This window comes from Jatrophihabitans sp. sgz311053 (genome assembly GCF_056135305.1).
Genome location: NZ_JBWAXP010000001.1, coordinates 1,773,144 through 1,797,810, shown reverse-complemented (window position 1 = coordinate 1,797,810; position 24,667 = coordinate 1,773,144). Strand labels below are relative to the sequence as shown.

The 24,667-nt window shown below is 73.1% G+C and carries 26 protein-coding genes and 2 riboswitches; of the genes, 14 read left to right on the top strand and 12 right to left on the bottom strand.

The window, feature by feature from the left end:
- The first annotated feature begins 6 nt into the window (after positions 1 to 6).
- Positions 7 to 987: an AAA family ATPase gene (locus AC0NZQ_RS07995; protein WP_474529171.1), complete on the top strand. Its 981-nt coding sequence runs from the start codon at positions 7 to 9 to the stop codon at positions 985 to 987.
- Positions 988 to 994: 7 nt separating this feature from the next.
- Positions 995 to 2,278: a DUF58 domain-containing protein gene (locus AC0NZQ_RS07990; RefSeq protein ID WP_474529170.1), complete on the top strand. Its 1,284-nt coding sequence runs from the start codon at positions 995 to 997 to the stop codon at positions 2,276 to 2,278.
- A gap of 23 nt (positions 2,279 to 2,301) precedes the next feature.
- Here the strand turns inward: AC0NZQ_RS07990 and AC0NZQ_RS07985 are convergent, their stop codons facing one another.
- The 3 genes from AC0NZQ_RS07985 to AC0NZQ_RS07975 form a co-directional block, all read right to left on the bottom strand.
- Complete coding sequence (locus AC0NZQ_RS07985) at positions 2,302 to 2,835, bottom strand: hypothetical protein (RefSeq protein ID WP_474529169.1); 534 nt, start codon at positions 2,833 to 2,835, stop codon at positions 2,302 to 2,304.
- 203 nt (positions 2,836 to 3,038) lie between these two features.
- Positions 3,039 to 3,917, bottom strand: coding sequence for a sulfotransferase family protein (locus AC0NZQ_RS07980; protein ID WP_474529168.1), 879 nt, complete (start codon positions 3,915 to 3,917; stop codon positions 3,039 to 3,041).
- A gap of 123 nt (positions 3,918 to 4,040) precedes the next feature.
- A complete protein-coding gene (locus AC0NZQ_RS07975) occupies positions 4,041 to 4,919 on the bottom strand; it encodes a trypsin-like serine peptidase (protein ID WP_474529167.1) in 879 nt (292 codons plus the stop codon).
- A gap of 125 nt (positions 4,920 to 5,044) precedes the next feature.
- On the opposite strand from AC0NZQ_RS07975, the gene AC0NZQ_RS07970 reads away from it, so the two are divergent.
- The gene (locus AC0NZQ_RS07970) at positions 5,045 to 5,887 is read left to right on the top strand and encodes an MOSC domain-containing protein (RefSeq protein ID WP_474529166.1); all 843 of its coding nucleotides are present in this window, start codon (positions 5,045 to 5,047) and stop codon (positions 5,885 to 5,887) included.
- On the opposite strand, the gene AC0NZQ_RS07965 is transcribed toward AC0NZQ_RS07970, so the two are convergent.
- Positions 5,888 to 6,049, bottom strand: a complete 162-nt coding sequence (locus AC0NZQ_RS07965) for a hypothetical protein (RefSeq protein WP_474529165.1) — start codon at positions 6,047 to 6,049, stop codon at positions 5,888 to 5,890. It abuts the gene before it with no gap.
- Positions 6,050 to 6,088: 39 nt separating this feature from the next.
- On the opposite strand from AC0NZQ_RS07965, the gene AC0NZQ_RS07960 reads away from it, so the two are divergent.
- Both AC0NZQ_RS07960 and AC0NZQ_RS07955 read left to right on the top strand, forming a co-directional pair.
- Positions 6,089 to 7,066 (top strand): TIGR03557 family F420-dependent LLM class oxidoreductase, encoded by a 978-nt coding sequence (locus AC0NZQ_RS07960; protein WP_474529164.1) that lies wholly within the window; start codon positions 6,089 to 6,091, stop codon positions 7,064 to 7,066.
- 82 nt (positions 7,067 to 7,148) lie between these two features.
- The gene (locus AC0NZQ_RS07955; protein WP_474529163.1) at positions 7,149 to 7,616 is read left to right on the top strand and encodes a hypothetical protein; all 468 of its coding nucleotides are present in this window, start codon (positions 7,149 to 7,151) and stop codon (positions 7,614 to 7,616) included.
- Here AC0NZQ_RS07955 and AC0NZQ_RS07950 read toward each other — a convergent pair.
- Positions 7,591 to 9,393, bottom strand: coding sequence for a glycoside hydrolase family 15 protein (locus AC0NZQ_RS07950; RefSeq protein WP_474529162.1), 1,803 nt, complete (start codon positions 9,391 to 9,393; stop codon positions 7,591 to 7,593). The genes AC0NZQ_RS07955 and AC0NZQ_RS07950 overlap by 26 nt on opposite strands.
- A 10-nt stretch (positions 9,394 to 9,403) precedes the next feature.
- Positions 9,404 to 10,378: a TIGR03557 family F420-dependent LLM class oxidoreductase gene (locus AC0NZQ_RS07945; RefSeq protein WP_474529160.1), complete on the bottom strand. Its 975-nt coding sequence runs from the start codon at positions 10,376 to 10,378 to the stop codon at positions 9,404 to 9,406.
- 43 nt (positions 10,379 to 10,421) lie between these two features.
- Here AC0NZQ_RS07945 and AC0NZQ_RS07940 point away from each other — a divergent pair, with 43 nt between their 5' ends.
- Entirely contained in the window at positions 10,422 to 10,631 is a 210-nt protein-coding gene (locus tag AC0NZQ_RS07940) for a hypervirulence associated TUDOR domain-containing protein (RefSeq protein WP_474529159.1), read from the top strand.
- Positions 10,628 to 10,939, top strand: coding sequence for a hypothetical protein (locus AC0NZQ_RS07935; RefSeq protein ID WP_474529158.1), 312 nt, complete (start codon positions 10,628 to 10,630; stop codon positions 10,937 to 10,939). The genes AC0NZQ_RS07940 and AC0NZQ_RS07935 overlap by 4 nt, the downstream gene beginning before the upstream one ends.
- A gap of 68 nt (positions 10,940 to 11,007) precedes the next feature.
- Here AC0NZQ_RS07935 and AC0NZQ_RS07930 read toward each other — a convergent pair whose 3' ends face one another.
- Complete coding sequence (locus AC0NZQ_RS07930) at positions 11,008 to 11,790, bottom strand: alpha/beta fold hydrolase (protein ID WP_474529157.1); 783 nt, start codon at positions 11,788 to 11,790, stop codon at positions 11,008 to 11,010.
- 60 nt (positions 11,791 to 11,850) lie between these two features.
- Here AC0NZQ_RS07930 and AC0NZQ_RS07925 point away from each other — a divergent pair, with 60 nt between their 5' ends.
- Complete coding sequence (locus tag AC0NZQ_RS07925) at positions 11,851 to 12,195, top strand: MerR family transcriptional regulator (RefSeq protein ID WP_474529155.1); 345 nt, start codon at positions 11,851 to 11,853, stop codon at positions 12,193 to 12,195.
- Between the two features lie 65 nt (positions 12,196 to 12,260).
- Here AC0NZQ_RS07925 and cobN read toward each other — a convergent pair whose 3' ends face one another.
- Positions 12,261 to 15,806, bottom strand: a complete 3,546-nt coding sequence (gene cobN / locus AC0NZQ_RS07920; RefSeq protein WP_474529154.1) for a cobaltochelatase subunit CobN — start codon at positions 15,804 to 15,806, stop codon at positions 12,261 to 12,263.
- Between the two features lie 39 nt (positions 15,807 to 15,845).
- Positions 15,846 to 15,963: riboswitch (cobalamin riboswitch) on the bottom strand.
- A gap of 77 nt (positions 15,964 to 16,040) precedes the next feature.
- On the opposite strand from cobN, the gene AC0NZQ_RS07915 reads away from it, so the two are divergent.
- From AC0NZQ_RS07915 to cobJ, 3 genes are read left to right on the top strand one after another with little or no spacing between them, the layout of a single operon-like run.
- The gene (locus AC0NZQ_RS07915; RefSeq protein WP_474529153.1) at positions 16,041 to 16,994 is read left to right on the top strand and encodes a precorrin-3B synthase; all 954 of its coding nucleotides are present in this window, start codon (positions 16,041 to 16,043) and stop codon (positions 16,992 to 16,994) included.
- Positions 16,987 to 17,619: a precorrin-8X methylmutase gene (locus tag AC0NZQ_RS07910; RefSeq protein WP_474529152.1), complete on the top strand. Its 633-nt coding sequence runs from the start codon at positions 16,987 to 16,989 to the stop codon at positions 17,617 to 17,619. Before AC0NZQ_RS07915 ends, AC0NZQ_RS07910 begins: the two co-directional genes overlap by 8 nt.
- Position 17,620: 1 nt before the next feature.
- Complete coding sequence (gene cobJ / locus AC0NZQ_RS07905; protein WP_474529151.1) at positions 17,621 to 19,123, top strand: precorrin-3B C(17)-methyltransferase; 1,503 nt, start codon at positions 17,621 to 17,623, stop codon at positions 19,121 to 19,123.
- Here the strand turns inward: cobJ and AC0NZQ_RS07900 are convergent.
- Positions 19,092 to 19,835, bottom strand: a complete 744-nt coding sequence (locus tag AC0NZQ_RS07900; RefSeq protein WP_474529150.1) for a cobalt-precorrin-6A reductase — start codon at positions 19,833 to 19,835, stop codon at positions 19,092 to 19,094. The genes cobJ and AC0NZQ_RS07900 overlap by 32 nt on opposite strands.
- An 18-nt stretch (positions 19,836 to 19,853) precedes the next feature.
- On the opposite strand from AC0NZQ_RS07900, the gene cobF reads away from it, so the two are divergent.
- Complete coding sequence (gene cobF / locus AC0NZQ_RS07895; protein WP_474529149.1) at positions 19,854 to 20,615, top strand: precorrin-6A synthase (deacetylating); 762 nt, start codon at positions 19,854 to 19,856, stop codon at positions 20,613 to 20,615.
- Here cobF and cobM read toward each other — a convergent pair.
- Both cobM and cbiE read right to left on the bottom strand, forming a co-directional pair.
- Complete coding sequence (gene cobM, locus AC0NZQ_RS07890; protein ID WP_474529148.1) at positions 20,585 to 21,331, bottom strand: precorrin-4 C(11)-methyltransferase; 747 nt, start codon at positions 21,329 to 21,331, stop codon at positions 20,585 to 20,587. The genes cobF and cobM overlap by 31 nt on opposite strands.
- A 31-nt stretch (positions 21,332 to 21,362) precedes the next feature.
- Entirely contained in the window at positions 21,363 to 22,562 is a 1,200-nt protein-coding gene (gene cbiE / locus AC0NZQ_RS07885; RefSeq protein WP_474529147.1) for a precorrin-6y C5,15-methyltransferase (decarboxylating) subunit CbiE, read from the bottom strand.
- Positions 22,563 to 22,646: 84 nt separating this feature from the next.
- A riboswitch (cobalamin riboswitch) is annotated at positions 22,647 to 22,707 on the top strand.
- A 55-nt stretch (positions 22,708 to 22,762) separates the two neighbouring features.
- Here cbiE and AC0NZQ_RS07880 point away from each other — a divergent pair.
- Together AC0NZQ_RS07880 and AC0NZQ_RS07875 are read left to right on the top strand one after the other, a co-directional pair.
- Complete coding sequence (locus AC0NZQ_RS07880) at positions 22,763 to 22,978, top strand: CbtB domain-containing protein (RefSeq protein ID WP_474529146.1); 216 nt, start codon at positions 22,763 to 22,765, stop codon at positions 22,976 to 22,978.
- Positions 22,979 to 22,998: 20 nt separating this feature from the next.
- Positions 22,999 to 23,853: a CbtA family protein gene (locus AC0NZQ_RS07875; protein ID WP_474529145.1), complete on the top strand. Its 855-nt coding sequence runs from the start codon at positions 22,999 to 23,001 to the stop codon at positions 23,851 to 23,853.
- Positions 23,854 to 23,857: 4 nt separating this feature from the next.
- On the opposite strand, the gene AC0NZQ_RS07870 is transcribed toward AC0NZQ_RS07875, so the two are convergent.
- Positions 23,858 to 24,610: a (2Fe-2S)-binding protein gene (locus AC0NZQ_RS07870; protein WP_474529144.1), complete on the bottom strand. Its 753-nt coding sequence runs from the start codon at positions 24,608 to 24,610 to the stop codon at positions 23,858 to 23,860.
- Positions 24,611 to 24,667: the final 57 nt, after the last annotated feature.

The window sequence follows — 24,667 nt, the reverse complement described above, 5'->3', positions numbered from 1 at the left end:
AACGACATGACCCACGCCGCCACCGGCGACTCGAGGGACGCGCCGGCCCGGGACGCGCTGCTGCGCGTGCGCGCCGAGATCGCCAAGGCGGTGGTGGGGCAGGACGCCGCCGTGACCGGGGTCCTGCTCGGGCTGCTGTGCCGCGGCCACGTCCTCGTCGAGGGCGTGCCGGGGACGGCCAAGACGCTGCTGGTACGCGCGCTGGCCGCCGCCCTGGACCTCACCACCACGCGGATCCAGTTCACCGCCGACCTGATGCCCGGCGACGTCACCGGTTCGCTGGTCTACGACGCCGGGCGGGGTGACTTCGCGTTCCGCGAGGGTCCCCTCTTCACCAACCTGCTTCTCGCCGACGAGATCAACCGGACACCGCCGAAGACGCAGTCGGCGCTGCTGGAGGCGATGGCCGAGCGGCAGGTCTCGGTCGAGGGCACGCCGCGGCCGCTGCCCGATCCCTTCTGCGTGATCGCCACGCAGAACCCGGTCGAGTACGAAGGGACCTATCCGCTGCCCGAGGCGCAGCTGGACCGCTTCCTGGTCAAGGTGCTGATGCCGCTGCCCGATCGCGAGACCGAGAACCGCGTGCTGGCCGCCCACGCGGCGGGCTTCGATCCGGGGGATCTGGCCGGCGCGGGCGTGACCGCGGTCGCCGGTGCCGCCGACGTGGCCGCAGCGAGCGCCGCCGTACGGCGGGTGCACGTCGACCCGGTGGTGCTCGCCTACCTCGTCGACCTCGCCCGCGCGACCCGGCAGGCGCCCTCGGTGGCGCTCGGCGTCTCCCCCCGTGGGGCGACGGCCCTGCTCGCCACGTCGCGGGCCTGGGCCTGGCTCGCCGGTCGCGACTTCGTGACGCCGGACGACGTCCAGGCGCTGGTGCGCCCCACCTTCCGGCACCGGATCCAGCTCCGTCCGGAGGCCGAGATCGAGGGCGCCACGGTGGCCGGTGTGCTGGAATCGGTGCTCGCCGGCGTGCCGGCCCCGCGGTGAGCCGACCGTGATGGTCACCGGGCGGTTCGTGCTGCTGGCACTGCTCGGCGCGCTGCCCGCCGTCGCCGGTACCGGCCTGCTCTGGACCTGGATCGGTCTGCTGGCCACGGCGACCGTCGCCGACCTGCTCCTGGCCGGCCGCGTCGCCGGGTTGCGGCTCCGGCGCGAGCCGAGTGCGCCGGTCCGGTTGGGCGAGCGGACCAGCTCGGTGCTGGAGATCGGCAACGCCGGCCGCCGCATCGTCCGCGGCCTGGTCCGCGACGCCTGGCAACCGTCGGCGGGGGCATTGCCGCGGGCGCAGCCGCTACGGGTGCCGCCGGGTGAGCGCCGTCGGATCGTCACCACGTTGACGCCGACCCGTCGCGGCGAGCGCGAGGCGGCCGCCGTCACCGTCCGCTCGCTCGGTCCGCTCGGCATCGCCGGACGGCAGCGGCGACTCACCGTGCCGGGCCGGCTGCAGGTGCTGCCGGCCTTCACGTCGCGCCGCTTCCTGCCCGAGAAGCTGTCGCGGCTGCGGCAGCTCGACGGCGCCGTGCTCGTCCGGCAGCGCGGCCAGGGCAGCGAGTTCGACACGCTGCGCGGCTACGTCGACGGCGACGACGTCCGGGCCATCGACTGGCGGGCGACGGCCCGGTCGCGCGACCTCGTCGTCCGGACCTGGCGCCCCGAGCGGGATCGGCACGTCGTCCTGGCCCTGGACACCGGCCGCGCCTCGGCCGCCCGGCTCGGGGACGCGCCCCGCCTCGACCTCGCCCTGGACGCGGCGCTGCTGCTCGGTGCGCTCTGCGCCCGGGCCGGGGACCGGGTCGCCGTGGTCGCCGGCGACGTCCGGATCCGGGCCCGCCTCGCGGCCACCGCGGGACGCAGCCTGCTCCCCGGCCTGGTCGGGGTGCTCGCCCCGCTGCGACCCGCGCTGGTCGAGACCGACCCCCGGTTGCTGGCGAGCCAGGTGCTGCAGCAGGTGTCCCGCCGCTCGCTCGTCGTCCTCTTCAGCTCGCTGGACACCGCCGCCGAGACCGGCCTGCTGCCGGCGGTGCGGCTGCTGGCCGGGCACCACACCGTGGTGGTGGCCTCGCCCGCCGACCCGGCGCTCACCGCGCTGGCAGCCGGACGAGGCGATCCCGCGGCGGTCTATGCGGCTGCGGCGGCAGCCGCCGCCCTGGCCCGGCGGGACCGGGTGGCAGAGCAGGTGCGGGCACTCGGCGGCCGCGTGGTCGACGCCGACGCCGAGCGCTTCGCGTCGCGGGTCGCCGACGCCTATCTCGACCTGAAGGCAGCCGGACGGCTCTGAGACCTGCCGCGACTCCGTGCTGCTCAGCCGGCCGCGCGGTGCCGGCCGGCACCGCCCCGAGCGCGCGGCGGCGGGTAGACGAGCGTCACGTCGATGTCGTCCCACTCCTCGGCCCACGCGCCGGGGTTGGCCCGGCGCAGCTCGTAGAGGGTGTGACGCTGCTCGTCGTAGGTGCCGATCATCCGCGCGACGCCGGGATCGGAGAGCAGCTCCATGACCCGGCACTCGACCGCGCCGCAGCAGCAGCGGGTGCCGCGGAGGTGGTGCAGGTCGTCCAGCTCGGTGAGGATGCCGACGAGCGCCTCGCCGTTCTTGGCGTGGTCGTTGGCGCGGTCGCGGTAGAAGGTGCGCTCGCTGCGGGCGAGCTCGGCGTCGTCGCGGGCGTTCTGCATCGCGTGGCGGTACATCGCGGCGTGGTCGATGTTGCGCAGCCACTCGTCGTCGGTGTGCAGGTAGCAGCGCGCACAGGTCGCCTCACCGAACGGGTCGTCGGGGTCCAGCGCGATGTCCAGATCCAGATCGCAGCAGCGACAGCGGCTGGTTCGCACCCGGTACATGCTCACCTCCCCGCCGGTCCCTGCCGTGCGCCACGGCCTCATCAGGAGTCTCACACGCAGAGCCCCCGGATCGACGGCGATCACGCCGTGTCGAGGCGTCTTCACGCGCCCGCGGGGCGTGGTCGAGCCCGCGTGTGCCGGTAGGCGTAGCGACGCCGTCACGTCCGGTCACGAGAGCTGACCGACGGTGACCGCGACGAGGCTCAGGCGGGGTAGCCGAGCAGCCGGCACGCCTCGCGCAGCGGCGCCGGGACGTCACCCGGCCCCGGCGTCTGACCCGGCGGCCGGATCTCGCCCCGCCGCAGCGTCTCGCTCCAGTCGCCGAGGCCCCGGCGGAACTGGCCGGGGTGCTCCTGCTGCCGGTAGTCCAGCATCTGCTCCTCGAAGGAGAGCCCCAGCCAGTCGCAGACGCCCCGGACCTGCACCTCGGCGTCGGCAGTGAGGTCCTCGTAGCGCAGCACGTGCGCCGCCGGCATGCCGTCGCGCGCGGCGGCGAGCGCGCGGGCGTAGCGGTCGACGCGCTCGTAGTGAGGCTGGACAGGTGCCTCCGGCCGAGACCGGATCAGCGACTCGGCGACCCGCAGCGGGTGTCGGAACAGCAGCAACGGGCGAGCTCGCGGCCAGAACGCGGCGACCCGCTGCCACTGGAAGGTGGTGTTGGGCGTCTTGTCGACGATGATCGACTTACCGGACTCCATCAGCTGGGTGTGCAGGACGCGATCCCAGAGCAGGTTGGCCAGCGTGACCTCGTCCAGCCCGATCTCCCGCATCGCCTTCCCCGCGTTCTTGCGGGTGGGACGGACCTCGAGCGAAGCCAGGTGCAGCTCGTGCGGCGCATGGATCTGCGAGTGGCTGTCCAGGATCATCTGCAGCAATGTCGACCCCGATCGCACCGAGCTCAGCACGAAGACCGGCTCGGGGACGAGCAGCCCGGCGGGTCCGGTCCGGTCGGAGAAGCGGCTGCGCACCGCGGGCGGGAGGTCGGCGGAGCCGTCGTCGGGTGTCCCGGCACCGGGCCGCAGTCGCAGCACTCGCCGCAGCCGTCGTGGCAGGCGCGACGTCTCACGGTCCGAGTGCGGCACGGTGGCGAATTCCCGTCAGCGAATAGGCGGCACAGGGCTCGACCGCCTCCGGTGATCGGCAGAGCCTTGCACCGGGTGTCGATCACCGTAGCGTGTCGGGACCGAGGCGGCCCCGACCCAGGGTCAGCTGGCGGGGCAGTCGTCGCTGCCCGCCGACGGCGCCGTGTCGGCGGCCTCGCCGGCCGCGGCGCGGATCACCAGGGCGGGGACCGCGGCGGTGAAGGGCGAGGAGTGCGAGGTGTACTCGGTGCAGCCGCCCTGGTGACGTCCGCCGATCACCCCCACCACCGTCGACGTGTTCGCGTCCGCGAGCAGCCACGGACTGCCGCTGCTGCCGCCGACGAAGCCGTGACAGTAGAAGGTCGGATGATCGTGCCGCACCCGGACCGGCACCGCGCAGGTGGTGGCGGCGTCGTCGCGTCCGTTGTTGTAGCCGATCACGCGGATGACCGTTCCCGTCGCCGGCGTGGTCCCGATCTGGGCCGCGCCGGTGACCGAGGCGAGGGTGGCGATGCGGCCGCCGATCCTGCGGTCGGCGACCGTCAGCACCGCGAAGTCGTCGGTGGCGCGGGTGTCGCTGCGCCAGGCGTCGGTGACGTACTGACCGGTGACGGTCCAGACCCCGTCCGGCGCCTTGCCCTTGTCGTAGCCGGGGACGAAGGACCAGCCACGAGCCGAGCCCGACAGGCAGTGCGCGGCGGTGAGGATGGTGTCGCCCCGGCTCGACGCGACGACCGTGGCGGTGCAGGTGTGGTTGTGGGCGAGGCCGTCCGGGAAGAGCGGGCCCACCATCGCCTGCTCGGCGTCGAAGGTCGCCGCCGGCATGGCACTGGCGCTGACGCTGCTGGCGCGGCGGCCGGCGACGAGCGTCTCGTCGCGGGCGTGGTGACGGGCCACCACCCCGAGCGTCACCCCCAGGACGAGGACGGCCGCGCCGAGGACCGAGCAGGTCGCCACCGCGCTGCGGGGCCATCGCGTCGGGCTGCGATGCGACTGGCTCATACGGGCTCCTCGCGGACGACCGGTATCGGCGGGGTCGGGGTACCCGGCCGGGTTGCACGCTACCCACCCGCTGCTGGCAGGAGACTCGGCCGCGGCGACACCCCGTCGACTCGTACCCTCGACGGGTGCAGCTCTCCGCCCTCTCGGTCTACCCGGTGAAGTCCTGTCGGGGCACCGATGTCGACGAGGCGGTGGTCGAGCCGTGGGGCCTGACCGGCGACCGGCGCTGGATGCTCGTCGACGACGACGGCGAGGTCGTCACGGCACGGGAGGCACCGCGGCTGCTGCTGGCGGTGCCCCGGACCCGTCCCGACGCTGGCCTCACGGTCGCCGGACCGGGGCTACCCGAGCTGGAGATCGCCGTCCCGGACGGCCACGGCGAGCCGGTGCGCATCTGGAAGAGCGAGCTGACAGCCGTGCCCGCCGCCGCCGAGGCACACCGGTGGTTCGGCGAGCTGCTGGGACGGCCGGTCCGGCTGGTGCACCTGTCCGATCCGACGCAGCGGCCGGTGAGCCCCGTCTTCGCCGACCCGGACGACCGGGTCTCCTTCGCCGACGGCTACCCGCTGCTCGTCACCACGGTGGCCTCGCTCGCGGCCCTCAACGACGCGATCCTGGCCGGGCCGCGTGCCGACGAGGGGCCGCTGCCGATGACCCGCTTCCGCCCCAACGTCGTGGTCGACGGCGGCGAGGCGTGGGCCGAGGACGGCTGGCGCCGCATCCGAATCGGCGACGCCGTCTTCCGCTCGCCGAAGGGCTGCGCCCGCTGCGTCATGACCACCGTCGACCCGTGGGACGCGGGCAAGGGCCGCGAGCCCATCGCGACGCTGGCCCGCATCCGCCGCTTCGACAGCGGCACCTGGTTCGGCATGAACCTGGTGCCCGACACCCCCGGCGTCACCCTGCGGGTCGGCGACGAGGTCGAGGTGCTCGACGCGGTCGCCGACCCGGACGGGCCGCCGCGCTGATCAGTCCGTCTGGCGGTGCTCGTCGTCGTCGTGGCCGCGCGGGATGGCGTCCTTCTCGGCGTGCTTGCTGGTGTCCGGTTCGTCGCCCGGCTTGCCGGGGCTGACCTGCGGGCTGGGCTTCTCGTCCGGCTTGTCGTCGTGAAGCTCATCGGGGCTCGTCATGGCGGCATGGTGCCCGCGCAACCGGGGTAGCCAACGGACATGACGCGATTCGGCTACACCCTCATGACCGAGCAGAGCGGTCCCCGTGAACTCGTCCGCTACGCCAAGGCGGCCGAGGACGCCGGTTTCGACTTCGAGGTCTCCAGCGACCACTACTTCCCCTGGCTGACGTCGATGGGGCACGCGCCCTACGCCTGGTCGGTGCTGGGCGCGGTCGCCCAGGTGACCGAGCGGGTCGAGTTCATGACGTACGTGACCTGCCCGACCGTCCGCTACCACCCGGCGGTCATCGCGCAGAAGGCGGCGACGCTGGGCCTGCTCTCGGACAACCGCTTCACCCTCGGCCTCGGCTCCGGGGAGAACCTCAACGAGCACGTCGTCGGCACCGGCTGGCCGGTGGCCAGGGTGCGGCAGCAGATGCTCATCGAGGCCATGGAGATCATCCGGGCGCTGCACACCGGGGAGCAGACGAGCTGGACCGGCGAGCACTTCTCGGTCGAGTCCGCCAAGATCTGGGACCTGCCCGAGCAGCCCGTGCCCATCGGGGTCGCGGTCTCCGGCGAGTCGTCCATCGAGAAGTTCGCGCCGCTGGCCGATCACCTGGTCGCGGTGCAGCCCGACGGCGAGGCGGTGTCGCAGTGGGACAGCGTCCGGCACGACCTGCAGCTGCCCACCGGACGCAAGATCGGGCAGCTGCCGATCTGCTGGGGCAAGGACAAGAACGCCGCGATCGAGCGGGCGCATGAGCTCTTCCGCTGGTTCGGCGGCGGCTGGAAGGTCAACGCCGACCTCCCCACGCCGGTGGCCTTCGAGGCGGCGAGCCAGTTCGTCCGTCCCGACGACGTCGCCGAGGCCATCGCCTGCGGACCGGATCTGGACGAGATCGCCGAGTCCTTCCGCCCGTTCCTGGACGCCGGCTTCACCGACGTCGCGCTGGTCCAGGTCGGCGACGAGTCGCAGGAGGAGTTCCTGGCCGAGATCGCCGGCCCGCTGCTGGAGAAGCTGCGCGCCCTCTGACAGTCCCGGTTCCGGTTGTGGCGGCCTGACTTGGTATCCCAAGTCAGGCCGCCACAACCGCAAGAGGGGGAAGGATTCGAGCGTGCTCACCGACCTGCGCCGCGCCCTGCTGGACGGCCTCGCCGGGACCGCCGCGATGACGGCCACGACCGCCCTCGAGCGCCGGCTGCGCCCCGGAGCCCGCATCCCCGTCGACTACGACGCCACCGGCCACGTGGTCACCGCGGCGGCCACGGTCCTGCACCGCGACCCGCACAGCCACGCCGGACGCACGGCGCTCTTCCTGCTGGTGCACTGGGGTTACGGCTCCGCGGTGGCGGGCGGGTACCGCGCGCTGCGCCGTGCGGGCTACCGACGCCGGGCCGCCGCGACCCTCTTCTACGCCGGCTGCCAGACCATGGCCATGACGCTCTTCCCCACCCTCGGCGGCACTCCCCCGCCCTGGCGCTGGCGCCGCGGCATCCTCGTCTCGTCGCTGGCGCAGCACGCGGTGTACGTCCTGGCCGTGGCCGCGGTGGACGAGCTCACGGCACCGGAGCGGAGAGCGTGATCGCCGCGTTGATCAAGGCCAGGTGACTGAGCGCCTGCGGCAGGTTGCCGAGGAAGTCCCCGGTGTCGGGATCGATCATCTCCGCCAGCACGCCGGTGTCGTTGGGGGCCACGCGGACGAGCTCGTCCATCAGCTCGCGGGCCTCGTCGGTGCGGCCGCAGAGATGCAGCGCCGAGGCCAGCCAGAACGAGCAGGCGACGAAGGCGCCCTCCTCCTCGGCCGCGCCGGAGAACCGGTACAGGTGGACGCCCCGGCCCAGCTCGTCACGCAGCGCGTCCAGGGTGGCGCTCATCCGTTCGCCGCGGTCGAAGCCGCTGATGGCGTGCAGCAGGATCGAGGCATCCAGCTGCTCGCTGCCCTGGTACCAGACGTAGCTGTTGCGCTCGGGCGACCAGCCGTGCTCGTCCACCCAGGCCCGGATGCGGTCGGCCTCGCTGCGCCACCGGGACGGATCCCCCGGGATCTGACCCAGCTCGGCCAGTTCGACGGCCTTGGTGAGCGCCTGCCAGCAGCCGAGCTTGGAGGTCACGTAGTGCCGCTGCTCGGTGAGCTCCCACATCCCGGCGTCCTTACTCCGCCACCGGTCGCAGGCGATGTCGGCGATCTCGGCGAGTGCCCGCCCGGTCGCGGCGTCGAGGACGTTCCCGTGCTCCACGTAGAGGGCGACGATGCCGAAGAGATCGCCGTAAACCCCGAGCTGCAGCTGATCGCGGGCACGGTTGCCGGAGACGACCGGACCGATACCGCGCCAGCCGGGGACGTCGCGCTCGACCGGATCGAGGAGGTCACCGCCGTCGAGGGGGTACATGACGTGCGGCTCCGGCCCGAGGCGCCGGATCGTGCCGAGCAGCCAGCTGATGGCGGCGTGCGTCTCCTCCCGCAGGCCGAAGCGGAACAGCGCCGTCAGCGAGTAGGTCGCATCGCGGACCCACGCGTAGCGGTAGTCCCAGTTCTTGCCGCCGGCCGGGCTCTCAGGCAGCGAGGTCGTCGCCGCCGCGACCACCGCACCCGTCGGCGCGTAGATCAGGAGTTTGAGCAGTTGTGCGCTTCTGCGGACGTCGTCCTGCCAGGGTCCGTCCCAGTCGAAGACGTCGGACCAGTGCTCCCAGTTGGCGATGGTCCGGTCGATGCCGGCGTCGATCACCTCCGGGTCGGGGAGGAAGAGCGGCTCCTTCCGGGTGGCGACCAGCGCGACGAGGTGGCGTGAGCCCGGCGTGGCGACCAGATCCGCACCCAGCCACGTCTCGTGCTCGTCGACCGCCTCGACGCCGGCGGTACGGACGGCCATCGTCAGGTCATCGACTCGCAGCAGCGGTCCCTGCGAGGTGTGCTGCACGTACGGCGAAGAGGTGTTCAGGCAGGTGCCCGGCCGCACCTCGGCCCGCATCCGGACGCTGCCCTCGATGCCGTCGACCCGGCGGGCGAGCTCGGCCCAGGGCAGCCGGCCGGCGACGCCGGTGTTCATGGCGTCGGTGACCCGCACCCGCCCCGACGCGGTGACGAAGTCGGTGACCAGCACGTTCGTGCGCGGGTGGTAGTCCCGCTCGATGGTGAAGTCCTCGACGGGCGCCAGCGCCAGGTACCCGCCGTTGGTCGCGTCAAGCAGGGCGCCGAAGGCCGGGGCGAGATCGACATCGGGCAACGGCAGCCAGTCGACGCGGCCGTCGCGGGCGATGAGCGCCAGGGTCCGGCCGTCGCCGATGACGGCGTAGGAGCGCAGGTCGGCGTAGCCGTCCTCGTCCCGCGCGCCGCCGTGGTTTGGCCGCGCCTGGCTCACGCCCGGACGCTCACGCCAGGTCGCGCAGTCGCGGCAGCACGGTGTCGCGGTAGAACTCGAAGAATCCCGCCGCCTCGGTGCCCGGCCGCGCCGCCCCCATCTGCTGGATGTAGACGGTGTCCACGCCCGCCTCGGCGTAGGGCTGGAAGGCCTTGACGTGGCGGTCGAGGTCGTTGCCGTAGGCGATGCTGTCGGCGATGTGCTGCTTGGTCACCAGCTCGGCAGCCTGCTCGAAGTGGCGCGGGCTGGAGAGCGTCTGCGCGAGCTCACCGGGGAGGGCGTCGTTGGGCCACAGCGTGTGTGCAGTGCTGATCGCCGTCTCGTCGTCCGGGCCCCAGCAGACCTTGTAGCCGGCGTGGACCGGCTTGCCCTCGCCGCCGGCGTCGCGGAAGGCCTTGATGAGATCCTGCTCGGGCGGGATCGTCACGTAGCCGTCGCCGATCTCGCCTGCCAACGTCGCCGCCCGTGGCCCGAAGCCGCTGATCATGATCGGCGGCGGCGCGTCGGGCAGCGTGTAGATGCGGGCGTTCTCCACCGTGTAGTGCTCACCATGGTGGTCGACGAAGCCGCCACCCCACAGTTCGCGCATCACCTCGACGGACTCGCGGAGCATCGACAGCCGCACCGCGGTGTCGGGCCAACGCGCGCCGGTGACGTGCTCGTTGAGCGCCTCACCGCTGCCGATGCCGAACGAGAAGCGACCCTCGTGCAGGACGCTGCTGGTGGCGGCGGCCTGGGCGATGATCGCCGGGTGGATCCGGATCGTCGGGCAGGTGACGGCGGTCTCGACCGGCAGCGATGTCACCTGCGACAGCGCCCCGATCATCGACCAGACGAAGGCGCTCTGCCCCTGCTCGTCGTTCCAGGGATGGAAGTGGTCGGAGATCCACAGCGCTTCGAAGCCGGCCTCCTCGGCCTGCTTGGCCTGCTGCAGCAGGCTCGCCGGTGTGTACTCCTCGCAGGAGAGGAAATAGCCGATCTTCATGACCGCGAGATCCCCCGCGTGCGGATCCGGGTAACACCGCGTCATGAGCTACAGCAAGGGTGATCGGGTCAGCTGGGGAACCTCGCAGGGTCGCACGCAGGGCGAGGTCGTGGAGAAGAAGACGAAGGAGTTCCAGTTCGAGGGCCGGAAGTTCGACGCCTCCGACGACGAGCCGTACTACATCGTCAAGAGCGAGAAGACCGACGCGAAGGCGGCGCACAAACAGAGCGCGCTGAACAAGCTGTCGTCATGACGGGGACGGCGAGCCAGGCGGTACGTGTCCGGATCTCCGGCGCCGATTTCTACCTGGTCCCCGAGACGGCCGACGGTGCCCACGAGCTGGCCGACCGGCTGACCGCGATGCAGGGCAGCGACCAGACGCTGCGGCTGCGCCCCCGTACCGCCCCCGGCACCGACGGCGAGCAGGACCTCACCGGCAAGGAGGACCCCGGCACGTCCTGGCGCGACGTCCTCGGCGAGGCCATCGGCGAGGTCGAGGTCGTCTCCCCGGACGGTCCGGTCGCCTACTGGCACTGGGCGATCGACGGCGAGGTCGGCTGAGCCTGCCCGGGTCCGGTTGTGGCGGCCTGACGTGCTATCCAACGTCAGGCCGCCACAATCGACAGGGGTCAGCGGTGCGAGCGCTCCAGGAACGCCGCGACATCAGTGGCCCAGCGGCGGGTCTCGGCTGGCGTGAAGATGTGGCCGGCGTCGGCGTACTCGACCACCTCGGCGCCAGGAATGCCGGCGAAGCTGCGTGCCGTGGCCGGCAGGACGATGCGGTCCGCCCCGGCGACGACGACCAGAGTCGGCACCGCGACCTGCGGCAGCAGTCCGGTGACATCGACGCGACTCACCAGCTCGGCGTGCGCGGCGCCGCCGGGCGGGTACCCGGCGGCGATGTCGGCAGCGGCCGCGTCGTCGTCCACCGCAGCGAGCAGGTCGGCGGTCCCGACGGTCAACAGCAGCAGCCGGGACAGCGCGGCCAGGTCGCCCGCGGCGTCCAGGGCTCGCCAGGCGGCGGCGAAGGACCGGGACTGCGCGTCGGCGCGGGCCACGCCGACGGTGAGCACCAGCGCACTGACGTGCTCGGGATGACGCACCGCAGCGGTCACCGCGACGGCCGCCCCCAGCGACAGCCCGAGCACGGGGAACTGGGGGGCCCCGGCAGCGAGGCCGGCCGCCACCACCTGATCGGCCAGGACATCCAGTGACAGCGGCCCGGTCGCGGGTGGTGTCGCGCCAGAGCCCGGAAAGTTGGGCCCGACGAGCCGGCGGGGCAGCCGCTCGGCCAGCGTGGCGAAGTTGGCCTCGACCCCGCCACCAGCGCCGTGCGCGACGGCCATGACGGCTCCGGAGCCCAGGGTGACGACGTCGGTGCCGGTGAGCAGATCGGACGGGTTCGGAATCATGCCGTCGATCGTGGGCGTTGACACCGGCGTCAAGGTCAAGCCCGCTGCGAAGGGGATCACATGCTGATCGGCGAGCTGTCGGCACGGACCGGCGCCAGCGCCCGCTCGTTGCGCTACTACGAGCAGCAGGGTCTGCTGGCCCCGCGCCGGACGTCAGCCGGCTACCGCGCCTATCACGACGAGGACGTGCGACGAGTCCGCCAGATCCGCGCGCTGCTCGCCGCCGGCTTCAGCTCCGGTTCGGTCGCGGCGTTGCTGCCCTGCGTCACGGGCGACGAGCCGGTGGTCCACCTCTGCCCCAGTGTCGAGGCCGAGATGCGCCGGGTGCTGGCGACGATCGACGCCGAGCTGACGACCCTGACCGGGCAGCGCGAGGCCGTCCGCAGCCTGCTGCGCACGCCCTGACCGTTGGCTTCGGTTGTGGCGGCCTGACTTGGGATACCACGTCAGGCCGCCACAACCGGTAGGGGTCAGCGGTCCTCGAGATCGCCCTCGGTCTCGAGGTAGGCCCGGCGCAGGTCCTCCAGGGTCTGCGGATCCGGGGAGTCCCAGAGCTTGCGGTCAGCGGCTTCGAGCAGCCGCTCGGTGATGCCGTGCAGTGCCCACGGGTTGGACTTCTCGAAGAAGGCCCGGGTGTCGGGGTCGTGGACGTAGCTGTCGGTGAGCTTTTCGTACATCCAGTCCTCGACGACACCGGCGGTGGCGTCGTAGCCGAAGAGGTAGTCCACCGTGGCGGCCAGCTCGAAGGCGCCTTTGTAGCCGTGCCGCTTCATAGCGTCGATCCAGCGCGGGTTGGTGACGCGGGCGCGGAAGACGCGGGCCGTCTCCTCCCCCAGCGAGCGGGTCTTCACGCTGTCCGGACGGGTCGAGTCGCCGATGTAGGCCTTCGGCGACCGCCCGGTGAGCGCGCGGACGGTGGCGATCATGCCGCCGTGGTACTGGAAGTAGTCGTCGCTGTCGGCGATGTCGTGCTCGAGCGTGTCGGTGTTGTGGGCGGCGACCGCGATACGGCGGTAGGCAGTCTCCATGTCCCCGCGCGCCTCGCGCCCGTCCAGGCCGCGACCGTAGGCAAAACCGCCCCACGCCGCGTACACCTCGGCCAAGTCGTTGTCATCGCGCCAGTTGCGGGCGTCGATGAGCGGCAGCAGTCCGGCACCGTAGGCGCCCGGCTTCGAGCCGAAGATCCGCGTCGTCGCGCGGCGCTCGTCACCGTGCAGGTCGAGGTCTTTGCGCACATGTGCGCGAACGAAGTTCTGCTCGTCCGGCTCGTCGAGTCCGGCCACCAGCCGGACGGCATCGTCCAGCATGGCGACGACGTGCGGGAAGGCGTCGCGGAAGAAGCCACTGATCCGGACGGTGACGTCGATGCGCGGCCGTCCCAGCTCGTCGAGCGGGATGACCGCCAGATCGCGGACGCGGCGTGAGGCCTCGTCCCACACCGGGCGGACACCGAGCAGCGAGAGCACCTCGGCGATGTCGTCGCCGCTGGTCCGCATCGCCGACGTGCCCCAAGCGCTGAGGCCGACCGACGCCGGGTACTCGCCGGTGTCGGCGAGGTGGCGCTCCAGCAGGGACGTCGCCATCGCCTGCCCGGTCTCCCAGGCCAATCGGGACGGCACGGCACGCGGGTCGACGGTGTAGAAGTTCCGTCCCGTCGGGAGCACGTTGACCAGGCCGCGCAGCGGTGAGCCGCTCGGGCCGGCGGGCACGTAACCGCCGTCGAGGGCGTGCAGCACGTGGCTGATCTCGTCGGCCGTCCCGGCCAGCCGCGGGACGACCTCGGTGGCGGCGAAGCGCAGCACGTCGGCGACCGTGCCGGTGGCGAGGCCGTCGACGGCGGCGGGGTCCCAGCCGGCGTCTTCCATGGCCAGCGCCAGCCGGCGCGCCTCGGCCTCGTGGCGGTCGGCATCCGCGGTGGCGGTGCCCGGTCCCTCGACGAGGCCGAGCGCCTCCCGCAGGCCGGGCAGCGAGCGGGTGCCGGCGAACATCTGCCGCGCCCGCAGGATGGCGAGCACGAGGTTGACCCGTGGCTCGCCGGTCGGGGCGGCGCCGAGAACGTGCAGCCCGTCGCGGATCTGCGCGTCCTTGATCTCGCAGAGCCAGCCGTCGACGTGGAGCAGGAAGTCGTCGAACTCGGCGTCGTGCGGCCGATCGGCCAGGCCGAGATCGTGGTCCAGCTTGGCGGCCTGGATCAGCGTCCAGATCTGCGCCCGGATCGCCGGCAGCTTGGCCGGGTCCATGGCCGCGATGTTGGCGTGCTCGTCGAGCAGCTGCTCCAGCCGCGCGATGTCGCCGTAGCTCTCGGCGCGCGCCATGGGCGGGACGAGGTGGTCGACGATCGTCGCGTGCACCCGGCGCTTGGCCTGCGCCCCCTCGCCGGGGTCGTTGACGAGGAAGGGATAGATCAGCGGCAGGTCGCCGATCGCGGCGTCGGTGGCGCAGCCGGCCGACAGCGCTGCCGTCTTGCCCGGCAGCCACTCCAGGTTGCCGTGCTTGCCGACGTGGACCACTGCGTGCGCGCCGAACTCGTCGCGCAGCCAGCGGTAGGCGGCGAGGTAGTGGTGCGACGGCGGCAGGTCGGGGTCGTGGTAGATCGCGACCGGGTTGGCGCCGAAGCCGCGCGGCGGCTGGACCATGACGACGACGTTGCCGCTGCGCAGCGCCGCCAGCACGATGTCACCGTTGTCGGTGTAGAGCTCACCCGGCGGCGGGCCCCAGTGCTCCACCACCCCGTCGCGCAGCTCTGCGTCGAGGGTCGCGAACCACGCGGCGTAGGCGGCCCCGTCGATGCGCACCGGGTTGGCGGCGAGCTGCTCCTCGGTGAGCCAGTTCTCGTCCTGACCGCCGGCGGCGATGAGGGCGTGCATGAGCGGGTCCCCCTCGAGGGGGAGCTCGTCACCGATGTCGTAGCCCGCGGCCCGCAGCGAGGTGAGCAGCGCGACGGTCGAGGCGGGGGTGTCCAGGCCGACGGCGTTGCCGATGCGGGCGTGCTTGGTCGGGTAGGCCGAGAGCATCAGCGCGATGCGCTTCTCGGCGTTCGGGACGTGGGCCAGCCGCGCGTGCTTGACCGCGATTCCCGCGACGCGGTCGCAGCGCTCGGGGTCGGCGGCGTAGCGGGTGAGGCCGTCGGCGCCGATCTCCTTGAACGAGAACGGCACGGTGATGAGCCGGCCGTCGAACTCGGGGATGGCGATCTGGGTGGCGGCGTCGAGCGGGCTGAGGCCGTCGTCGGAGGCCACCCACTCCTCCCGCGACGAGGTGAGGCAGAGCGCCTGCAGGATCGGCACGTCGAGCTGCGCGAGGGCAGCGGCGTCCCAGTCCTCGTCGGCCCCGCCGGCCTGGACCGCCGCCGGCGTGGAACCGCCGGCCGCGAGCACGGTGACGATGACGGCGTCGGCCGCGCGCAGCGTCTCGATCAGCTCGGGCTCGGGCGTGCGCAGCGACGAGCAGAAGATCGGCAGCGCCCGGCCGCCGGCACGCTCGATCGCCCCGGAGAGCTCGTGGACGAAGTCGAGGTTCCCGGAGAGCTGGTGGGCCCGGTAGTAGAGCATCGCGACGGTCGGGCCGGTGGCGTCGGACGCCCGTTCCAGCACGCCCCAGGACGGCATCGGCACCGGCGGTTCGAAGCCCTCGCCGGTCATGAGGACGGTGTCGCTGACGAAGGCGTGCAGGTTCGCCAGGTTGGCCGGACCACCCTCGGCCAGATAGCGGTGCGCCTCGGCGGCGACGCCGACCGGCACGGTCGAGAGCGCCATCAATTCGGCGTTCGGCGTCGTCTCGCCACCCAGGACGATCATGGGCTTGCCCAGCGCCCGGATGCGCGCGAAGCCGGTGCAGAGATCCTCGGGCGAGCCGAGGAGCCGGACGACGATCGCGTCCGCGGCCTCGATGGTCGAGGCGAAGTCGGTGTGCTCGGGACCGCCGTTGGGGCGAGCCGGGTTGGCCAGCCAGTAGTCGGCGCCGCTGGCGCGGGCCGAGAGCAGGTCGGTGTCCGAGGTGGACAGCAGGACGATCACGGCAGCGCGCTCCTCACGCCCGGGTCCGCGCCCGAGCAGGTGGTCATGGCGTACCGGGACAGTTCCTGGCTCGCCCGCGGACGGGCTCACAGTGGCGGGACCGCGCTGGAGTTCCACCAGCTTCCTGCGGTCCGGTACCGGGCCACCCTCTCACACTTCGCGGGGCGCGACCTCTCACACTCCGCGGGGCACGACAGGGGCACCGGCGAGGGATCGGACGTACGATCCTGCGTCGTGTCCACCCCCCGCACCACCCCGGACCGCTGCCCGGGTGCGCTGCGGCTGCACGAGGCGGCGGACGGCTTCCTCGCTCGCGTCCGGCTCCCCGGTGGCCGGATCACGGGCGCCCAGCTCGCCGGGCTGGGCGAGATCGCGGCGGATCTGGGCGCCGGATTCCTGGAGCTCACCAGCCGGGCGAACATCCAGCTGCGGGCCCTGCCGCCCGACTGTGACGTCGCCGAGCGGATCGCCGACCTGGGCCTGCTGCCGAGCCCCACCCACGAGCGGGTGCGCAACATCACCGCCGGTCCCGACCCGGCCCACGACGAGGCGGTCGCCGAACTCGACACCCGGCTGTGCAGCCGCCCCGCCCTGGCCGCGCTGCCGGGACGCTTCCTCTTCGGCATCGGGCCGGCGCGCGATGCGGACGTGATCCTGCACGGTGGCCGGGTCCTCGCGCAGGGGCGTGCGGTCGCGGGCGGGATCACCGAGGCGCTGGACCTCGCCGAGCGCTTCGTCGCCCGCCGCGGCAACCGGTGGCGGCTGGCCGAGGTGACCGAGCCACTGCTGGACGGGCCGGCCACCGAGGTGCCGCCGGTGCCGGATCCGGGCGGTGCCGTCGTCCCGCTGGGGCGGCTGACGGCCGAGCAGACCCGGTCCCTAGCGGGCTTTCCGACCATCGTCGTCACCCCCGGCCGGACGGTGGTGGTCCGGGACGCGGCGGCGGCCGACCTGGCCCGCGCCGGGCTGATCACCGACCCCGGGAGTCCCTGGCGCGGCGTCACCGCCTGCGTCGGCCGGCCACGATGCGCGAAGGCGCTGGCCGACGTCCGCGCCGACGCGGCGGCGTCACTCGACCGGTATCCCGGCCGTCGCGTCCACTGGGCCGGATGCGATCGTGCCTGCGGCCGGACGTCCGACGTCGAGGTCACCATGATCGCGAACGGGAGCGGCTACACCCATGCTTGAGACGAGCTACGACTACGTCACCGACGGCGCGGAGATCTACCGCCGCTCGTTCGCGACGATCCGGGCCGAGGCACGAGTGGACGGCTTCCCCGCCGACGTGGCGCGCGTAGTGGTCCGCATGATCCACTCCTGCGGCATGGTCGACCTCCCCGCGGACGTCGGGTACTCGCCGGGCGTGGTGGCTGCGGCGCGGACGGCGCTGCTCGCCGGCGCCCCCATCCTCTGCGACGCCAAGATGGTGGCCTCGGGCATCACCCGGCCGCGGCTGCCCGCCGGCAACGACGTCGTCTGCACCCTCGATGCCCCGGACGTGCCGGCGCTGGCCAAGGAGCTCGGCACCACCCGCTCGGCCGCCGCGCTGGACCACTGGCTGCCGCTGCTGGACGGCGCCGTCGTCGCCATCGGCAACGCCCCCACGGCGCTCTTCCGGCTGCTGGAGCTGATCGCGGGCGGCGCACCCCGGCCCGCCGCGATCATCGGCATCCCCGTGGGCTTCATCGGCGCCGCCGAGTCCAAGGACGCGCTCGCCGACACCGACCTGGAACACCTGGTCGTCCGGGGCCGGCGCGGGGGCAGCGCGATGACCGTGGCCGCCGTCAACGCGATCGCCTCGGAGGAGGAGTGACGTGAGCGGCACCCTCTACGGCGTGGGGCTCGGCCCAGGCGACCCGGAGCTGGTGACGATGAAGGCCGCCCGCCTCATCGCGGGCGCGGACGTCGTCGCCTACCACTCGGCCCGGCACGGCCGCTCCATCGCCCGCGGCATCGCCGAGCCGTACCTGCGCGACGGCTGCACCGAGGAGCAGCTCGTCTACCCGGTCACCACCGAGACCATCGACCACCCCGGCGGCTACGAGGGTGCGATCGCCGATTTCTACGCCGAGGCCGCGGAGCGGCTGATGGTCCACCTGCGGGCCGGACATGACGTCGTCCTGCTCGCCGAGGGCGACCCGCTCTTCTTCAGCTCCTACATGCACATGCACAAGCGCATCGCGCCGCACTTCCGCACCGAGATCGTCCCCGGCGTCACCTCCATCGCCGCCGCGGCGGCCGCCCTGGGACAGCCGCTGGTGGAGGGTGACGACGTCCTCACCGTGCTGCCCGGCACGCTGCCGCCGGAGGTCCTGGCCGAGCGGCTCGAGCAGACCGACGCCGCCGCGATCATGAAGGTGAGCCGGCACTTCGACGGCATCCAGACCGCCCTGAAGCAGGCCGGCCGCAGCGAGGACGCCTTCTACGTCGAGCGGGCCTCGCACTCCACGCAGCGCACCGCGCGCGCCGGCGACGTCGACCCGAGCACGGTGCCGTACATGTCCGTCGTCCTGGTGCCGGGACACGAGGCACTGCTGCAGCCCTCCGACGCACCGGAGCCGACCCCCACCGAGGGACGGGTCGACGTCGTCGGTCTCGGCCCGGCCGGCCGGGACTGGCTCACCCCGCAGGCCGCCGCCGTCCTCGCCGCGGCCGACGACATCATCGGCTACTCGACCTATGTGGACCGAGTCCCGGTCAACGCCCGGCAGCGGCGCCACGCCAGCGACAACAAGGTCGAGGCCGAGCGGGCCGAGTTCGCCCTCGACCTCGCCCGCCGGGGCCGCCGCGTCGCGGTCGTCTCCTCCGGGGACCCCGGCGTCTTCGCCATGGCCAGCGCGGTGCTGGAGGCGGCGAGCGAGCCCGGCGAGGCCGTGCCGGTGGCGATCGTGCCGGGGCTCACCGCCGCCCAGGCCGTCGCCAGCCGGGCTGGCGCCCCGCTGGGTCACGACTACGCGGTGATCTCGCTCTCCGACCGGCTCAAGCCGTGGTCCGTGGTGGCCGAGCGCCTCGACGCCGCTGCTCGCGCCGACCTCGCGATCGCGATCTACAACCCGGCGTCGCTGACCCGCCGGCAGCAGCTGGCCGACGCGCGGGACGTGCTGCTGCGGCACCGGGCCCCGGAGACCCCGGTGATCGTCGGCCGGGCCGTCGGCGACGAGGCCGAGACCGTCGCGATCACCACCCTGGGCGAGCTGGATCTCGACACCGTGGACATGCGCTGTCTGCTCATCATCGGCTCGTCGCAGACCCGCACCTTCGATGTCGGCGGCCAGCGCCGGGTCTTCACGCCCCGGCGCTATCCCGCGCCCAGCTGACGGCCTGCTCGACCGACTCCACCACCCGGACGCCGGCCGGCAGCGGTGGCCGGTCGACGACGATCACCGGGACGCCGAGCTCGCGCGCGGCGTCGAGCTTGGCCTCGGTGAGGGCACCGCCGCTGTCCTTGGTGACGAGCAGCCGGACCCCGTGCGCCGTCATCAGCCCCCGCTCGCCGGCGACGTCGTAGGGACCTCGGGCGAGCAGCAGCGTGGTCCGCGGCGGCATCGGCACGTCCGGCGGATCGACGGTGCGGACGACGTAGTCGTGATCGCCGTCGGCGGCGAAGGCGGCCAGGTCACGCCGACCGGTGGTGAGGAAGATCGTTCCCGACCCGGCCCCGCGGCAGCTCGCGGCCGCCGCCTCGATGCTCGGAACCCGTCGCCAGTCGTCGCCCGCACGGGCCGTCCAGCCGGGGCGGCGCAGCACGAGCAGCGGCGTCCCGGTCGCCGCGCAGGCCACCGCGGCGTGACGCGAGATGGTGTCGGCGAAGGGGTGGGTGGCGTCCACGACGGCCCTCGGCGCCTCGTCACGCAGGAAGTCGACGAGCCCGGACGTCCCGCCGAAGCCGCCGATGCGCACCTCCCCCAGCGGCAGCGCCGGATTGCTGACGCGGCCGGCCAGCGAGCTCGTCACCTCGATCCCCTCGGCGACGAGCCGGGCCGCGAGCGCGCGCGCCTCCCCCGTCCCGCCGAGCACCAAGATCTGCACGTCGGTGAGACTAGGTCGGTGCGCGAACTGCTCGTCATCGGCATCGGCCCCGGCGACCCGGACCAGATCACGGTCAAGGCGGTCAAGGCGCTCAACCGCGTGGACGTCTTCTTCGTCGTCGACAAGGGCGAGCGCAAGAGCGGCCTGCTCGACGTGCGGGACGAGATCCTGCGCCGCCACGTCACCCGCGAGCACCGCATCGTCACCATCGACGACCCGCCCCGTGATCGGACACCGCCGACGGCCGCCGCCTACGACGCCGCTGTCTCGGCCTGGCACGCCGCCCGCGCCGAGCGCTTCACCGCCGCGCTGGACGAGCTCGGCCCCGACGGTGTCGGTGCCTTCCTGGTCTGGGGCGACCCCGCGCTCTACGACAGCACGCTGCGGGTCATCGACGACATGCTCGCCGGCGGTGCCGAGTTCGACTACGAGGTCATCGCCGGCGTCACCAGCGTGCACGCGCTGACGGCCGCTCACCGGATACCGCTCAACCGCATCGGCGAGCCGATCCACATCACGCCGGCCCGCCGCATCACCGACGGCCTGCCGGACGGACTGGACAGCGCCGTCGTCATGCTCGACCGCGGCTTCACCGCCGCCGGCCTGGACCCCGATCTGCAGATCTTCTGGGGCGCCTACCTCAGCACCCCGGACGAGGTGCTGGTGAGCGGCCGCCTCGGCGACGTCGCCGACAAGATCAGCCGACTTCGCGCAGAACTGCGTGAACAGCACGGCTGGATCATGGACACCTACCTGCTGCGGTCCCGGTCGCAGGAGTAGAGGTGGCTGTCGGCGAAGCCCTCGGCGGCGAGGGCGCGGCCGACGACGATGACCGCGGTCCGCCTCACCCCGGCCTCGTGCACCTGCGCGGCGATCGACGACAGCGTGCCCCGCAGCACCAGTTCGGTCTCCCGGCTGGCCTGCGCAACGACGGCGACGGGGACGTCCGGGCCGTAGGCGGGCAGCAGCGAGGCGACCACCTCGTCGATGGCCTGGACGGCGAGATGCAGCACCATCGTCGTACCGGGTGAGGCGTGCGTGGCGAGGGTCTCGCCGGCGGGCATCGGCGTGGCCCGCTGCGCGAACCGGGTGAGGACGACGCTCTGCGCCACCGTCGGCACCGTGAGTTCGCGCTTCAGCGTCGCCGCCGCGGCGGCGAAGGCGGGGACGCCGGGCGTGACGTCGTAGTCCACTCCGGCGGCGTCGAGCCGGCGGAACTGCTCGGCCATCGCGCTGTAGACCGACGGGTCACCGGAGCAGAGCCGCACCACCTCCTCGCCACGGCCGTCGGCGGCCACCAGCTCGGCGGTGATCTCGTCGAGGGTGAGGTCGCGGGTGTCGACCAGCCGGGCCGTCGGCGGGCAGTGGTCCAGTACCTCGGCCGGGACCAGCGACCCCGCGTACAGGCACACCGAACAGGACGCCAGCAGCCGCTGCGCCCGCAGCGTGATCAGGTCGGCCGCGCCGGGTCCGGCGCCGACGAAATGCACGCTCATCTGCTCGCTCCGCAAGCGTCGCTCGACGCCATCATCTCTTGCTCCACGCCCACTGGGTGACCGGCATGGCGGGGCGCCAGCCGGTGAAACCGCCGACCGCCGACGCCCGCTCCACGTGCAGCCGGGTCAGGGTCCCGCCGTGCTCGGCGTAGGCGGCAGCGAGCACGGTCTCGGTCTCGAGCGTCACCCCGTTGGCGACGAGCCGTCCGCCGGGACGCAGCGCGGCGACGCAGGCCGGGAGCACCCCGTCGTTGCTCACCCCGCCCCCGACGAAGATCGCCTCCGGCTCCGGCAGGCCGGCCAGCGCCTCGGGGGCCCGGCCGGCGACGACCGTCAGCCCCGGCACGCCGAGGCGCTCTGCGTTGCGGACGATCCGCTCGCGGCGGTCCTCGCGGGGCTCGATCGCGACCGCCCGGCAGGACGGATGTGAGCGCAGCCACTCGATGCCGACGCTGCCCGAGCCCGCCCCGACGTCCCAGAGCAGCCAGCCCGGCAACGGCTGCAGCGCGGCCAGCGTCACCGCCCGGATCTCCTGCTTGGTGAGCTGGCCGTCGTGCTCGAAGGCCTCGTCCGGCAGCGCGGCGGTGCGCGACCATGCCGTTGCCCCGGCGTCGACCCGGCACTCGACGGCGACGACGGCGAGCGGGTCGTGCTCGTCGCGACCGTCGGTGATCGTCTCGGCCGGTCCGCCGAGGCGGGCGAGCACGGTGACCTCACTGGACCCGTACCCGGCGTCGGCGAGCACGGCCCGCACGTCGGTGCCCGCGGTCGGCGTCGTCGTCAGCACGAGCAGCCGGCGGCCCGGCGCCAGCGCTGCCCGCAGCGGCGCGAGCGGCCGGTTCACGGCACTGATGACCTCGCACTCGGGCAGCGACCACCCCAGCCGGGCCGCGGCGAGCGAGACCGACGACGGGCTCGGCAGCACGTCCACCTGCTCGGCCCCCAGCAGGCGCACCAGGGTGACGCCGATGCCGTGGAACATCGGGTCGCCGCTGGCCAGCACCACCAGCCGGCGACCGGCGTGCCGTTCGAGCAGCGCGGCGAGACCGGGGTGCAATGGCGTCGGCAGCGGCACCTTCTCGGCCGAGACAAGACCCGCGACGAGCCGCAGCTGGCGTTCGCTGCCCACCACCACCTCGGCGGCGGCGAGCGCCGCCCGGACGCGGGGAGCAAGATCGTCGGCCCCACCCTCGCCGACACCGACGACGGTGACGGGGAGCGGCTCGGACACCGTGCGAGTGTGCCGCACCGCATCGACACCCCTCGTTGTGCCCCGGGCGTCGCTGCCCCTAGGCTGGCCGAGCACTGCAGCGCTGAACCCGGTGGGAATCCGGGACGGTCGCGCCACTGTGAGCCCGCGAGGGCGAGTCAGGTCACGCGCTGCAGCCGCCGCCCATCGACAGGGGACGCTGGATCCCCGAGGAGGCTCACATGAGCAGCACGTCCGCCCCCACCACCGCCGCGACCCCGGTCGTCGTCACGCTGCCCAAGGCTGCCCTGCAGCTGGCCGGCGTCGTCCTCTTCGCGCTGCTGGCGTACTACTTCGTCGGCGTCGACCAGGGCATGACCTCGGTCTTCGGTGACAACACCGCGGTGCACGAGTTCGTGCACGACGCACGCCACTTCCTCGGCTTCCCCTGCCACTGATCGCCGCAGGTCACTCCCCCATGGAGTCGCGCATCATCGTGCGCGGCATGCTCGCCGGCCTCGCCGGCGGCATCGTCGCGTTCCTCTTCGCCCGGATCTTCGCCGAACCGAAGATCCAGGCCGCCATCGACTACGAGGACGGCCGCAGCGCCGCGGAGCACGCCCTCGAAGGTGGCCACGACCACGAGCACACCCACGAGCTCTTCAGCCGTGCCGTCCAGGGCAACCTGGGCATCGGGGTCGGCATCATCGTCTTCGGCATCGCCATGGGCGCCCTCTTCGCGGTGGCCTACTCGATCTGCCTCGGCCGCGTCGGCGGGCTGAAGCCGCGTTCCATCGCGCTGCTCGTCGCCGCCGGCGGTTTCCTCGGCTTCTACCTCGTGCCGTTCGTGAAGTACCCGGCCAACCCGCCGGCGATCGGCCACGAGGAGACGATCAAGGCCAGAGGCGCGCTGTACCTCGTCATGGTCGCGGCGTCGGTGATCCTGCTGATCGCGGCCGTCCGGCTCGGCCAGGTGCTGGCCGCCCGCGTCGGCAACTGGACGGCCTCACTGCTCGCCGGACTGGCGTTCCTCGCCGTCATCGGCGTCCTCATGGCCGTCCTCCCCTCCACCGGTGAGCTCGCCGCCAACCGCGCGGCCGGCTTCGGCAACGTCGGCACCGAGACGCCCTTGCCGCTGCGCAACGCCGCGGGCGACATCGTCTACCCCGGCTTCCCGGCCGATGTGCTCTTCACGTTCCGGCTCTACTCGGTGGGCGCGCAGCTGCTGCTCTGGACCGTCATCGGCCTGGTCTTCGCGCCGCTGGCCGAGCGGCTGCTGCGCCCGGCCCCGCGGCCGGTCGAGTCCCGGACGGGCGACCCTGTCCTGCGCTGAGGAGCTACTGCCCGACGGCGGTGCGCCACAGGTCGTGGCGCGCCACGTCGGGCACGAGCACGCAGTCGTTGCACTTGCCGCCGGCGGGGACGCGATAGAAGAGGCAGCAGTTGTGACGCACGAAGAAGCGCCGGTCGCCAACGGCCTCGTACCGGCCCGCGCCGGCGAGCGGACCCGCGGCCAGCAGTTCGGCGACGACGTCCACCGGGTCGATCATGGTGCCGGTCAGCATCCCCGCCGCGCCGTGCAGCGACGAGGCGAGATTGCCCCACAGCGTCTTGGGCGAGAGCGAGAAGCGCTCGCGATAGGCAGCGAGGACCGGCCCGGCCGTCGAGTCGATCACCAGCTCGACGAGGGCCGCAGCGGCCTCGCCGGCCGTGGCCACCTCGCGCCCCGTCGACGCAGTGATGGCGACCGGCAGCGGACCGCCGTCCTGCGGGCGCCAGTGCACGCTCTCCAGATCCAGGCGGGGCACCACCCCGTCGAGGCAGGCCGTGGCCAGCGCCGGCGCCACCAGCCGCGCCACCACGCCGAGCGAGTTGATCGAGGCGCAGGCGCGCAGCTCGACCTCCGTCCCGGTGCGCCGCGACAGGAAGTCACGGGCGAAGGCCACCCGGTCGGCGAGCGCCGCCGGGTCGGTGACCAGGTCGCGCAGCGGCCGCCAGCCGGCGTCGCCGGCCTCGACCGCAGACTCCGAGGCGAAGTACGCGCCCACCAGCGAGGCACGCGCCAGCGCTGCCTGCAGGTCACCCGTCATGCCGTCAGGGTGCCAAAAGGATGTGAGACCCCGTGAGCCAGTTCCCCTTCACCGCCG

What these genes read in the sequence shown, in the direction of transcription:
- AC0NZQ_RS07995 (WP_474529171.1), top strand. Translation starts at nt 7, where the DNA reads ATGACCCACGCCGCCACCGGCGACTCGAGGGACGCGCCGGCCCGGGAC.
- AC0NZQ_RS07985 (WP_474529169.1), bottom strand. Translation starts at nt 2,835, where the DNA reads ATGTACCGGGTGCGAACCAGCCGCTGTCGCTGCTGCGATCTGGATCTG.
- AC0NZQ_RS07975 (WP_474529167.1), bottom strand. Translation starts at nt 4,919, where the DNA reads ATGAGCCAGTCGCATCGCAGCCCGACGCGATGGCCCCGCAGCGCGGTG.
- AC0NZQ_RS07965 (WP_474529165.1), bottom strand. Translation starts at nt 6,049, where the DNA reads ATGACGAGCCCCGATGAGCTTCACGACGACAAGCCGGACGAGAAGCCC.
- AC0NZQ_RS07960 (WP_474529164.1), top strand. Translation starts at nt 6,089, where the DNA reads ATGACGCGATTCGGCTACACCCTCATGACCGAGCAGAGCGGTCCCCGT.
- AC0NZQ_RS07945 (WP_474529160.1), bottom strand. Translation starts at nt 10,378, where the DNA reads ATGAAGATCGGCTATTTCCTCTCCTGCGAGGAGTACACACCGGCGAGC.
- AC0NZQ_RS07940 (WP_474529159.1), top strand. Translation starts at nt 10,422, where the DNA reads ATGAGCTACAGCAAGGGTGATCGGGTCAGCTGGGGAACCTCGCAGGGT.
- AC0NZQ_RS07935 (WP_474529158.1), top strand. Translation starts at nt 10,628, where the DNA reads ATGACGGGGACGGCGAGCCAGGCGGTACGTGTCCGGATCTCCGGCGCC.
- AC0NZQ_RS07930 (WP_474529157.1), bottom strand. Translation starts at nt 11,790, where the DNA reads ATGATTCCGAACCCGTCCGATCTGCTCACCGGCACCGACGTCGTCACC.
- AC0NZQ_RS07925 (WP_474529155.1), top strand. Translation starts at nt 11,851, where the DNA reads ATGCTGATCGGCGAGCTGTCGGCACGGACCGGCGCCAGCGCCCGCTCG.
- AC0NZQ_RS07910 (WP_474529152.1), top strand. Translation starts at nt 16,987, where the DNA reads ATGCTTGAGACGAGCTACGACTACGTCACCGACGGCGCGGAGATCTAC.
- cobM (WP_474529148.1), bottom strand. Translation starts at nt 21,331, where the DNA reads ATGAGCGTGCATTTCGTCGGCGCCGGACCCGGCGCGGCCGACCTGATC.
- AC0NZQ_RS07880 (WP_474529146.1), top strand. Translation starts at nt 22,763, where the DNA reads ATGAGCAGCACGTCCGCCCCCACCACCGCCGCGACCCCGGTCGTCGTC.
- AC0NZQ_RS07875 (WP_474529145.1), top strand. Translation starts at nt 22,999, where the DNA reads ATGGAGTCGCGCATCATCGTGCGCGGCATGCTCGCCGGCCTCGCCGGC.
- AC0NZQ_RS07870 (WP_474529144.1), bottom strand. Translation starts at nt 24,610, where the DNA reads ATGACGGGTGACCTGCAGGCAGCGCTGGCGCGTGCCTCGCTGGTGGGC.